This window comes from Streptococcus oralis (assembly GCF_901543815.1).
In the GTDB taxonomy this organism is placed as follows: Bacteria; Bacillota; Bacilli; order Lactobacillales; family Streptococcaceae; genus Streptococcus; species Streptococcus oralis_CM.
In genome coordinates this window covers 33,300-44,887 of record NZ_CABEIU010000002.1, presented here as the reverse complement: position 1 = coordinate 44,887, position 11,588 = coordinate 33,300, and the positions used below count along the sequence as shown (strand labels likewise).

General features: G+C 43.1%; 9 protein-coding genes. All 9 read right to left on the bottom strand.

Going from position 1 to position 11,588, the window contains the following annotated elements:
• Window position 1: 1 nt before the first annotated feature.
• Window positions 2-1,444, bottom strand: coding sequence for an amidophosphoribosyltransferase (gene purF, locus FQT28_RS00265; RefSeq protein ID WP_125450538.1), 1,443 nt, complete (start codon window positions 1,442-1,444; stop codon window positions 2-4).
• Between the two features lie 304 nt (window positions 1,445-1,748).
• Window positions 1,749-5,474, bottom strand: a complete 3,726-nt coding sequence (locus FQT28_RS00260) for a phosphoribosylformylglycinamidine synthase (protein WP_143989067.1) — start codon at window positions 5,472-5,474, stop codon at window positions 1,749-1,751.
• Window positions 5,475-5,530: 56 nt separating this feature from the next.
• The gene (purC, locus tag FQT28_RS00255) at window positions 5,531-6,238 is read right to left on the bottom strand and encodes a phosphoribosylaminoimidazolesuccinocarboxamide synthase (protein ID WP_125450540.1); all 708 of its coding nucleotides are present in this window, start codon (window positions 6,236-6,238) and stop codon (window positions 5,531-5,533) included.
• 167 nt (window positions 6,239-6,405) lie between these two features.
• Window positions 6,406-7,755: a competence pheromone export protein ComB gene (gene comB / locus FQT28_RS00250; RefSeq protein ID WP_143989066.1), complete on the bottom strand. Its 1,350-nt coding sequence runs from the start codon at window positions 7,753-7,755 to the stop codon at window positions 6,406-6,408.
• A 12-nt stretch (window positions 7,756-7,767) separates the two neighbouring features.
• Window positions 7,768-9,921, bottom strand: a complete 2,154-nt coding sequence (gene comA, locus FQT28_RS00245; protein ID WP_125450542.1) for a peptide cleavage/export ABC transporter ComA — start codon at window positions 9,919-9,921, stop codon at window positions 7,768-7,770.
• Window positions 9,922-10,351: 430 nt separating this feature from the next.
• On the bottom strand, window positions 10,352-10,531 hold the full coding sequence (locus tag FQT28_RS00240) for a hypothetical protein (protein ID WP_125450543.1): 180 nt from the start codon (window positions 10,529-10,531) through the stop codon (window positions 10,352-10,354).
• Between the two features lie 9 nt (window positions 10,532-10,540).
• Complete coding sequence (locus FQT28_RS00235) at window positions 10,541-10,708, bottom strand: bacteriocin (protein ID WP_084868626.1); 168 nt, start codon at window positions 10,706-10,708, stop codon at window positions 10,541-10,543.
• A gap of 17 nt (window positions 10,709-10,725) precedes the next feature.
• The gene (locus FQT28_RS00230) at window positions 10,726-10,914 is read right to left on the bottom strand and encodes a class IIb bacteriocin, lactobin A/cerein 7B family (RefSeq protein WP_125450544.1); all 189 of its coding nucleotides are present in this window, start codon (window positions 10,912-10,914) and stop codon (window positions 10,726-10,728) included.
• A 436-nt stretch (window positions 10,915-11,350) separates the two neighbouring features.
• Window positions 11,351-11,587, bottom strand: coding sequence for an acyl carrier protein (locus FQT28_RS00225; protein WP_143989065.1), 237 nt, complete (start codon window positions 11,585-11,587; stop codon window positions 11,351-11,353).
• Window position 11,588: the final 1 nt, after the last annotated feature.

Here is an 11,588-nt window from a genome sequence, read left to right as displayed (position 1 = left end):
CTTATTTGTAAAAACTGGTCTTTTCTTCCAAACTTCTACGATATTCTTCCTCATAGTCGTAGAGAGGAGTTGGGTAGTCGCCGTCAAAGTAAGCGACACAGAGACCACCGTTCGGCGCATCTGTTTCAATACCAATCGAATCAATCAAACCTTCAACAGAAAGATAGGTCAGGCTATCCGCACCAATGATTTGGCAGGTTTCTTCGACCGTATGATTAGCCGCAATCAGCTCCTGACGCGTCTGGATATCAATCCCGTAGAAACATGGATAAGCTAGCGCAGGACTTCCAATAGCAACGTGAACCTCAGACGCACCTGCTTCTTTCAAGAGCTGAACGATGCGACGAGAGGTTGTCCCACGAACAATGGAATCATCAATCATGACGACACGTTTGCCTTTGACAACGCCCGAAACAGCAGATAGCTTCATCCGGACTCCTTGCTCCCGCAATTCTTGAGTCGGTTGGATAAAGGTGCGTTGCGTGTATTGGTTCTTGATGAGACCCATTTCATTTGGCAGACCAGACTCCTCCGCAAATCCCATAGCTGCGCTGAGTGAGGAATTGGGCACACCAACCACGATATCCGCTTCGTGCTTAAATTCACGCGCCAATTGAGCCCCCATACGTTTGCGAGCTGTATGGACATTGACACCATGGATATTGGAGTCAGGACGGGCAAAGTAGATATACTCCATAGAACAGATCGCAAGCTGGGTATCATCTGTATAGCTATCATACTGGATGCCCTTATCATCAATGATCACAATCTCTCCAGGCTTCAAATCTCGAATCCACTCAGCACCAATAACTTCAAAAGCACAGGTTTCGGAAGAAACCACTACCGCTCCGTTGCTCATTTTCCCAATCGAAAGTGGACGGAATCCATTAGGGTCAAGCGCCGCAATCAACTTGTCCTCAAACAGCAGGATATAAGCAAAGCCACCTTTGACGAGACTGAGTGCTTCCTTGATTTTACCCATCAAGTTCGGATTGTGACTCCGACGAATGAGGTGGGCTAAGATTTCTGAATCAGAGGTTGAGCTGAAAATAGCACCTCTTTGTTCCAATTCTTTCTTAAGAGATTCTGCATTGGTCAGGTTCCCATTGTGAGCCAGTCCAAACTGCATATCATGAAAGCGAAAGAGGAAGGGCTGAATGTTATCCACAGAAGCTTCGCCAGCAGTCGCATAACGCACATGCCCAATCGCGCTCGTTCCAGTTAGTTTATCCAAATTAGCTGGATTTCTGAACACTTCTGATAGAAGCCCCATATCACGATGGCGCTTCAATTGCCCCTGATCATTGGAGAGGATTCCGGCCCCCTCCTGACCACGGTGCTGAAGACTGTGGAGCCCAAAATAGGTCAATTTGGCCGCATCTGGATGACCCCAGATACCGAAAACACCACATTCTTCATTAAGAGATTTTACTTCGTATGTCATTTTTTATACCTAATTTTTATTTGTGTATCATTCCTTTAGTAGTAGGGACGCTCTCAACTTTCTGTGATGACTTTCTAATTTTTTTATTGTCGTCATAAATGCCGACGAAAAAAACAGAAAGTCTATCAAGAAATTTTCTAGCTAGTATTTGAGCCAAAGTCTCAAATACTCCCTAACGACACTACTGCGGAATGATACTGTAGAAGCTCGTTTCACTCGCAAAACAAACCATTTGCAATCATCACGAACTAGATCTACATGACTTTTACATTACTGATACTATCTATTAAAAAATCTGCAAATCTTACTTTCCAGTAAAGTATTTAACCGCCGACGCGAACAGATGCTGGTCTTTATTTCCTGGGATGTTTTGGAAGAGACCGTCTTCATAACGTTCTGAGTGCCCCATCTTACCGATAATTTGGCCGTTCTTGCTAGTGATTCCTTCGATAGCATGGACAGAACCATTTGGATTGTACTTAGAGTCCATACTTGGTTTTCCGTCAAAGTCAACGTATTGGCTAAAGATTTGGCCATTGTCACGGAGCTCAGCGAATTCCTCAGCCGTCACGACAAACTTCCCTTCGCCGTGCGATACAGGAATAGCGTGGATATCCCCCACTTGCACACCAGCCAACCATGGCGAGTTGGTATTGGCAATCCGAGTTTCCACCATCTTGGCCACGTGCTGGTTGGCATCATTGTAGAAGAGGGTTGGGCTAGTACTAGTGGCATCTTCAAAGTTCCCGTATGGAAGAAGACCTGATTTGACGAGGGCTTGGAATCCATTACAGATACCAATAATCAAGCCACCACGAGCGATAAAGCTATCAATGGCTGCACGCACTTTTTCATTGAGCAAGATATTGACAATAAATTTAGCTGATCCATCCGGCTCATCCGCAGCTGAGAATCCACCTGCAAAGAAGAGAATGTTTGCCTTGCCGATATTGTCAACCATGGTTTCAACTGACTTGACAATAGCTTCTTCATTCAAGGTCACAAATGGCACCAAGTTAACCTCTGCACCTTCTTTTTCGAAGGCCTTAGCTGAGTCATATTCTGAGTTGGTTCCTGGGAAGACTGGGATGTAAACCACAGGTTTTTCAATGATTTCTTTGGCTTTGATGACTGCGCCAGAAGCGACAGCTGGAACTTCTGCTAGTTCTTTAGATTGGGCAAATTCTGTTGGGTAAACTTCTTCCAGTTTTCCTTGGAAGGCACTGTCAAGTTTCTGTCCATCTAGCTTCACACCGTTGACAAGGAGTGTAAAGTCTGCTTTCGTTTGACCAATCTTCTCCACTCCAGCAATTTCTTGAGGAGATGTGAAGACAAATCCACCCAATTGAGCTGTCAAAGTTGTTTCAAGTTCAGGCAAGGTCACCTCTGCACCGATATGGTTCCCAAAGGTAGCAAGAGCCAAGCTTTCAACGACACCACCATATTTAACAGCTGATGCAGATGTTACTTTGTGGTCAGCTAGGATGGCTTCAAACTGAGCAAAGTTTTGCTTGATCAAGTCAAAATCAATCTCTGCAGAGAGGGCTTGACCTAGGATATAGTAGATGTTTTCACCAGCAGTTTTGAACTCTGGAGAGAGTACCTTACGGCTATCTGCCGTCGTCACCCCAAAGGCAACCAAGGTTGGTGGCACTGTTAATTCTTCAAAGGTACCAGACATGGAGTCCTTACCACCAATAGACGGCAAGCCAAGCTGAATTTGTGCTTCGATAGAGCCTAGAAGAGCTGCTACTGGCTGCCCGAAACGCTCTGCTTGCTTGTCCATGCGTTCAAAATATTCTTGATAAGAGAAACGAGCCTTGGACCAGTTGGCACCAGCAGCTACTAGACGAGCAGTTGCTTCGATTACCGCATAAGCAGCGCCATGGTATGGAGACCATTCTGCTACATAAGGGTTAAATCCTTGAGCCATGACTGACGCAGTATGAGTTACACCGTGTTGAACTGGCAATTTTTGCACAGATGCCTCAGTTGGAGTGAGTTGGTAGCGACCACCAAGTGGGTGATTGACCGTTGAGCGACCGACAGAGCAGTCAAAGATGGTTTGCAGACCTTTTTGACTCGCATGGTTCAAATCAGATAGAACCGCAAGGGTATCAGCTTCAAGTGTTTCAGCAGATGTTTGACGTTCTTCTGGGAGTTTGACATCCTTGTCCACCACCTTGGCATCAACTACTACGCGCACACCGTTTGTATCAAGGAAACGACGTTCCAAGTCGACGATGATTTCACCATTCCAGTGCATGACTAGATTTGGTTTTTCAGTCACTGTTGCCACAACAACAGCGTCAATATTTTCTTTGTTACATTCTGCAACGAAGGCATCTACGTCTTCAGGACGCACCACAACCGCCATCCGTTCTTGTGATTCAGAGATGGCAATTTCTGTACCATTCAAACCTTGGTATTTAAGAGGAACCTTGTTGAGGTCGATTTCAAGACCGTCTGCCAATTCACCGATGGCTACACAGACACCACCAGCTCCAAAGTCGTTGGATTTCTTGATAAGACGAGTGACATCGCCATTACGGAAAAGACGTTGAATCTTGCGTTCTTCGATGGCATTCCCTTTTTGAACCTCAGCACCAGCAGTCTCTACAGACTCAACCGTTTGAACCTTGGAAGACCCTGTCGCACCACCGACACCATCACGCCCAGTCTTACCACCGAGCAAGATAATCACGTCACCGGCTTCCGGTTTTTCACGGACAACATTGCCCTTAGGAGCCGCACCAACAACGGCACCTAGCTCCATGCGTTTAGCTACAAATCCTGGGTGGAAGTATTCACGAACGTAAGTCGTCGCAAGCCCAATCTGGTTACCATATGAAGAATAACCGTGAGCCGCTGTTTTAGAAATGACTTGTTGTGGCAATTTACCAGCACGCGTTTCCGAAATCGGAGCTGTAATATCACCAGCGCCTGAGATACGCATAGCTTGGTAAACGTATGAACGGCCTGACAACGGGTCACGAATGGCGCCACCGATACAGGTTGCAGCACCACCAAATGGTTCGATTTCCGTTGGGTGATTGTGGGTTTCGTTTTTAAACATGAGGAGCCAAGGTTCCTTGACACCATCAACGTCCACTTCGATTTCAACCGAGCAGGCATTGATTTCGTCAGACACTTCCATATCGTCCAAACGACCATTAGCACGCTCATAACGACCAAAAATAGTCGCCATATCCATCAAAGTCTGTGGTTTCTCAGAACGCCCCAACTCCTCACGCATAGCAATATACTTGTCATAGGTCGCCTGCAATTGCTTTTGGAATTTTGAAGCTGAGAAGTCGATATTTTTCAACTCGGTCTCAAAAGTCGTGTGACGGCAGTGGTCAGACCAGTAAGTGTCCAAAACCTTAAGCTCTGTTTCCGTTGGCACGCGCCCGATTGACTTGAAGTAGTCTTGGATAAAGAGCAAATCATCCACTTCCATGGCCATCCCTTGCTCGGCCTTGTAGCGAGCAAAGTCTTCTGCCGTATAGCTTTCAAAGAAAGTCAATTTTGGAATGATCTTGTCTGACTCTGAAAATTCCTGCTTGGCAATCCCTGTCGTGATGTCCTTGAAACGAGAATCAACTGGGTTGAGCAAATAGTTCTTGACCGCTTCTAACTCATTCGCATCAATATCTTTATTCACCAAGTAAAGTTGAGCTGTGTTGACTGTCACGTCACTCGAACTTCCCAGCAAAAGCAAGGCTTCCTGTGAAGAAGCCGCACGCTGATCAAACTGCCCTGGCAGGCTTTCAATGGCAAAGAAAGCGTAATTGGCAAGATCCGCCTGCACGGCCACTTCGTCCAAGATACGGTCTGTCACCTGCTCAGAGAAAATATGCTTCTCCGCGGATGCAAACAAGTTCTCTGCCAAATCAAAGACATCATAAACTTGCACAATGCGAATACTTTTCAAAGTTGAAAGTCCCAAGTTATGCTGGAGTTCTCTTACCAAACTCTCTGACTTGACCTGAAAATCAGCCTTTTTTTCAACAAAAATACGTTTATCCATCAATTCTTATTCCTTTATTTCAGCTCTTGCAATGTTCCAAAACATCCTTTAGGTTGTTATTTCAATTCCTGCAACTTCTCCCAGACAACCTCGTAAACATCGGTCAGTTCTCCCAATCCCCTACGGAAAACATCCTTGTCCATGTGGTTGCCATCTGCGTCCCACAAGCGGCAATTATCTGGTGAAAATTCGTCTGCCAAGATGATCTTACCATCCTTGTCAAAACCGAACTCTAGCTTAAAGTCAATCAATTTGAGACCAATCTCAGCAAACCAAACTTTCAAAAGTTCATTGATACGACGGGTTTCTTCTTTCAAGTAAGCAATCTGCTGGTCATCTGCAATCTTTAGGAATTTCACATGCTCATCATTGATAAACGGATCATCCAAATCATCATTTTTATAGTAAAATTCGACAATCGGAGTCTCAAATGCGATGCCCTCATCAACGCCAAAACGTTTTGAAAAGGATCCAGCCGTGTAGTTGCGGAGCACAACTTCTAGAGGAATAATCTCAACCTTTTTATTGAGTTGTTCCGTATCCGAAAGTTTCTCCACAAAGTGAGTCGCCACACCAGCAGCATTTAACTTTTCAAAAATAAAAGATGAAATCTGATTATTCAAGACTCCCTTGCCTGCAATCTGCTCCTTCTTGACACCGTTGAAGGCAGTTGCCTGATCCTTGTAAGTTGAAATAATGAGATTTTCATCCTCAGTTGTATAGATATCCTTGGCTTTTCCCGAATAGATCAGTTGTTTTGACATTTTAAAGTTCGCCTTTCGTATTTCTTTACTTCATTCTACTACAAAATAACGAAAATAGCAAGAATTTGCGAACGACGGCGAAGATACCTCTTTTTAACATTAAGAAAAACTGTAAAATCAAAACATTTTACAGTTTTAAAAGTATAAAATCGCGTTAAAAACAAACATTATTCTCTGTTCAAAAATTGATCTAAGTAGTATCGCAGATAACTTTTCTTTCCTGTGATTAGTGTCAAACGTCCTTCTGAACCGTAGCGAAGCTCTTCTGCTTGTTCAGGAGCCAGACTTGTCTCCGCCTCTATTTTAAAGAAATTTCCCTTTTCAGTCTTGGTAGCTGTCGCATCAATATTCGTAATCGCAGAAACAAGAATAAGTTCTTTGTTGGCATCCTTGCTTGTAGTAAAGCGAACAGAATCACCTACTTTGAGCCTTGCAACATCTTTCGAACTGAGATAAGCTGTGAGTTTGGTTTTGCCTTCTCTTTCCAAGGCCGGATACAGTTGGGCTAGCAGGGTTCCTTCTGCGACCATGGTAGAATCACTGGTCTCAGGATTAAGGTGAAGCACCCCATCCTCGCTTGCTGTGATTTTCCCCTTATCTAGGAGACCTCCCTGGACTTTCTTACCCGATTCTGCTTCTAAAATTTTCTGATCTAGAAGGGTTAATTCCTGGCCAACTTTGACTAAGTGCTGGGACTTGAGCGATTCCAGCTGACTAGCCAGTCCCGTTGCATAGGCTTGTTGAGCTCCAGATCCCGCATACTGCACACGATAAGTAGCTAAACTAGACTCTAGCTGGCTAATTTGGGCATCCACCTGTGCAATAACTTGCGATTTAGCTTGCGGATCTTCTCCAGCTTGGTTTTTATGGGTCTGATAAAAAGAGTAGACTGGATTCTGACGATCTAATTGAGCCCCTGTTTCAATAGCCGACTTAGCTGTTTTGTAGTCTCGGATTTTATCCTCTGTTTGACTGATAAGATTGCCAATCTCAGCCTGACTCTGACTTGCTGCCGCATTTTGAGAGGAGATACTGGCATTTTGCTGAGAAACATTACTCCTAAGACTACTAGCTTGGCTGAGATAGTCTCGAAACATCTCCTGATAACCAAACTTATCTGCCTCTGGAAATTGATCACTCCCCTCTTTCAAACTGGATTGCAAATAACCCAACTGCTTTTTTTGATCCTTTAACATCTCCAACTGATTGGCATATGCTTCAGCTTGAACAGCCTCCGCCCCTTGCTGGTACTGAACGAGCAGATCTCCTTGCTTGACCAACTTGTTTTCTTCCAGATAATTGGCCACAATGCGTTGATTGCTAGTCGATTGGATATTGGCAATGATCCGACTAGGTTCGACAGTCGCTCTGGTAGACAAACTAATCTCCTTCTCTGCAAAAACTGCAAAGCCAAGTAAAAACACGAGCAGAAGAAACATGGGTACAATCACCCGACTGGAAAAATTATGGTAACGACGATGGTAAAACTCCGCACTTTCTAAAAATTCTGGTTGCATCTTCTCCTCTTTCTAGCTATTTACCAAATGGGCGTAAAATCCACCTCGAGCAAGCAAGTCTACATGGTTTCCTTCTTCGATAATCTTGCCCTGATCCAAAACAACAACCTTTTCTGTCCGCTCAGCAATGGTCAAGCGGTGGACAATGAAAATCAAGGTCTTGTCTAAAGCCATGAGATTATCAACAATTCGCTTCTCTGTCAAGATATCCAGACTGCTGGTCGCCTCATCCAATATCAAGACAGGTGCATCCGTCAAGAGAGCACGCGCCAGAGCGATTCGCTGCCGTTGCCCACCTGAAATACCTGCCCCATCCGAAGTCAATTCCGTCTGGTAATTCAGGGGCATACGCTCAATGTCCTCCCGAATCTCTGCCAATTCGACCGCCCGTAAGATATCCTCTTGAGTCGTCCCCTCCTTGGCTCCAAGGAGAAGATTCTCCATAATCGTCCCGTTAAAGACATAGGGCTGTTGAGGCAGATAGTTAATGTACTGGCGCAAAGCCTTTTTGTCAATCTGGTTGAGATTGACACCACCCAGACTAATCTCTCCCTGACTTGGGTCGTAAAAATTAACCATCATCTTGGCCAAGGTCGTTTTGCCTGACCCTGAAATCCCCACAAAAGCCACTTTAGAACCTTGCGGAATGGTCAAATTGATATCCGACAAAACATCTCGACCGTAGCCATACTTGTAGTGAACCTGATTGAAAGTCATATCTCCTTTCATCATACCCAAATCTTCGACCGTTTTCTTCTCCTCAAACTCCGAAGCTACTAGATAAACCTCATTTAAGCGATTATTGGCAACCTGCGCTGTCTGAAGTTTGGTTTGCAGGTTGATGATATTTTCCAAAGGATTGGTAAAGTAAACAAGCAGGGTATTATAAGTGATCAGCTGGCCCAAACTCATTTTCCCATCCATGACGAGAATAGCTCCCATCCAGAGAACAGCAATATTGAGCAGGAGCTGGGCAAGTTTTTTCAGAGCCTTTTGCTGGCTTTCTGCCCGACTATAGGTAAAAGATTTTTTCAGATAAGCCACAAATTCCTTGTCAATCTTTTGATAGCGTGAACTTTCACTGGTCAAAGACTTAATGGTCTCAATACCGTTGATGTCCTCGATGATAGAAGAAGACAGAACCGCATTGGCTTCCATGGTATCCCGATTCATCTTTTCAAAAGGTTTCATAAAGACAAAGATAATCACTGTATAGATGGGAAGCGCAAGTAGACTAATGAAAAAGAGTGTCATATTTTGTGAAAACAAGACAAGCGAAATAATCAAAATCGTCGACACATCCAAAAAGATCGATAGAATGGTCGACGCCAGCGCATCGATGATACTATTGGCATCTGTAAAACGAGACACGATTTCTCCTGTCCTGCGTGTCGCGAAAAAGGACATCGGCAGGTGAAAAACATGCTTGATATAAGACAAAATCACGTCAATCGACAAGCGTTGCCCAAGGATTAGTAGGAGGTATTCCTGCGCGTAGGACAAGATCTGCTGGAGAATATAGACGATGACCAGCCCAATAGAGATGATGCCCAGCGTTGAGCGCATCTGGTCTGGTACGTAACTATCAATGATGGACTGAAGATAGTAGGAACCCACGATATTGATCAAGGTTACCAAGAGTGTCGCTAGGACGATATTGGTAATTAAGCCACGCTGTTTGAATAAGATGGGCAAGAAGGATAGGAGCCCCTGTTTTTTCTCCTTATGAGGTTTATAGTCTGGAGATGGCGCCATAAAGAGACTGACCCCTGTCCACTCTTGCGCAAATCGCTCATGGGAAATCTTGGTCAGCTTGACACCAGGATCTGGATCAGCGATATGGATGGTCTTCTTATCCTGACCTGTCACCACATAGTAGTGGAGCAATTTCCCTTCCTTGAGCACATGGGCCACAAAAGGAAAGGTCAAATCTGGCAAGTCAAAGAGCGTCATATCCGCCTTGATAGCCCGTGTTTCAAAACTAAGTTCCTCTGCTACCTTTACAAGACCCAAAGCGGTCGTCCCATCCATGGTCGTCTTGGCCAACTCTCGTAGATGAGCCAAGGAGTAATAACTACCGTAGTAGCCAAAGACCATAGCCAAGGAAGCCACGCCACAATCCATCTGATCCACCTGGGGACGATAGTGTCTTTTTCCAAATTTCATATCCATCTCCTTTTTCTAATAATCTCTTAAAAAAACTTTGTAAGATTATTTTAACCAAACAAAGAAGAAATAAGGGAATTATTTCTGAAAAAACAATATCCACGCCTGAACAGCACTTTTAGTCAAAGAAAATAGGCAGAACAAGTGTCCTACCTACTAAAAATATAGTATAAAAGGAAATTGACTTTTTACTGTCACCCTGGGCAAGCTTGGAACAAATAAATCATTGATAGTAACATTTACGACATCCTATTTATTACTACAATTTCTAATGTCCCTACTATTTCTAAGCCACCTCTGGTATTATCTATTCCTAGTCAGAATAGATAACACCATTCTAAATTACGATTTTTTTAAACTCCAATGTGATGCATTCTTAAATCTTACCTTACCCATTTTTAGCGCAGAATAATAAGTCATTCTTAACCTCTCACTCTACTTGCTTTTTATTAACCTTATATCCTAGATAAAAAATCCCAAATAAAACAGGGTAAATTTCTGGGTAAAACAAGGTATTGATCGGATTTTTCAAAATCAAATACGTTGCGATATAGATAATGAGCGATACGATAAAATACCCCTCAGCAAATCCTAATAAGAATTTTTTCATGGTAGACTCCTATTTACCTGACAAGAGTGCTCGAGTTGTTAAAATAGCTCCACCTGTATATACAAAACCTTTTACAAAACCGACTGCCACAGGGATAAGAAGGGGAAAGGCTCCCCCTTGAATTTCCTGCAAGTCCGTATCAGTCATTGTTTCAAATTTTAAAATAGATTTTTCCATATCATCTCCTCCTTCTATTACCATCTACTCGTCACATAATTATAACCTGCAATTCCTGCTGCAGTAATTCCACCAGCAATTTTAGCTGCTGTCACAGGATTAGCAATCATCCAAGCTACAATTGGCCATGCTCCCCCATCCACATCCATCAACTCTTCTTCTGTAAGAGTTACAAAGTTCTGTTCCATTTTGTCAAAATTTTTCATCTTTTTCTCCTTTATTTCTATTTTTTACTTTACGACTTCTAGCTCTTAAACCATTTTAAAAACTAGATTGGATAAATTACTGAAATCTTTTTCCTTTCTGTTCTCATCACTTATCTATTCGAGAAGTGATTTAAAATGAACAGGTAAATTTCATTTATTTTAAATACCATTTGATAAACCATGGCAATAAGATTGGTAAATACATCGCGTAGCCTCCTTCCTTTTCTTCTTACCTATCTATTCGAAAAACAATTCGAAAATGAACAACTATTTTATTTTTATTTTAAAAGCCACTTAATGAACCACGGATAAAGACCAGTCACATACATAAACATTCCTCCTTTTATCTTTCTCATCTCTTTATTCGTAATTCCCACTAAAAATTTTTCTTCTTTCTGCAAACAAAAAAGCAACATGCAAATCATGTTGCTTTTTGCTATTCTTTACTTTTGACAACTGCTACCACATCTCCTACACTTTGAAGTTGGTCGATTTCCTCATCAGTGATTTCGATACCAAATTCATCTTCTAGCGTTAGGACGAACTCCATCAAGTCTACTGAGTCTGCATCTAGGTCGTCTTTCAAACTCAAAGCCTCCGTCACGACAAAGTCTTCTCCCTGTCGCTCTTGGATAATGGTTACAACACGGTCAAAAATTTCTTTTTCTGTCATT

Coding starts and splice junctions, on each gene's coding strand:
- purF (WP_125450538.1), bottom strand. CDS start 1,444: ATGACATACGAAGTAAAATCTCTTAATGAAGAATGTGGTGTTTTCGGT.
- FQT28_RS00260 (WP_143989067.1), bottom strand. CDS start 5,474: ATGGATAAACGTATTTTTGTTGAAAAAAAGGCTGATTTTCAGGTCAAG.
- purC (WP_125450540.1), bottom strand. CDS start 6,238: ATGTCAAAACAACTGATCTATTCGGGAAAAGCCAAGGATATCTATACA.
- comB (WP_143989066.1), bottom strand. CDS start 7,755: ATGCAACCAGAATTTTTAGAAAGTGCGGAGTTTTACCATCGTCGTTAC.
- comA (WP_125450542.1), bottom strand. CDS start 9,921: ATGAAATTTGGAAAAAGACACTATCGTCCCCAGGTGGATCAGATGGAT.
- FQT28_RS00240 (WP_125450543.1), bottom strand. CDS start 10,531: ATGAAAAAATTCTTATTAGGATTTGCTGAGGGGTATTTTATCGTATCG.
- FQT28_RS00235 (WP_084868626.1), bottom strand. CDS start 10,708: ATGGAAAAATCTATTTTAAAATTTGAAACAATGACTGATACGGACTTG.
- FQT28_RS00230 (WP_125450544.1), bottom strand. CDS start 10,914: ATGAAAAATTTTGACAAAATGGAACAGAACTTTGTAACTCTTACAGAA.
- FQT28_RS00225 (WP_143989065.1), bottom strand. CDS start 11,587: ATGACAGAAAAAGAAATTTTTGACCGTGTTGTAACCATTATCCAAGAG.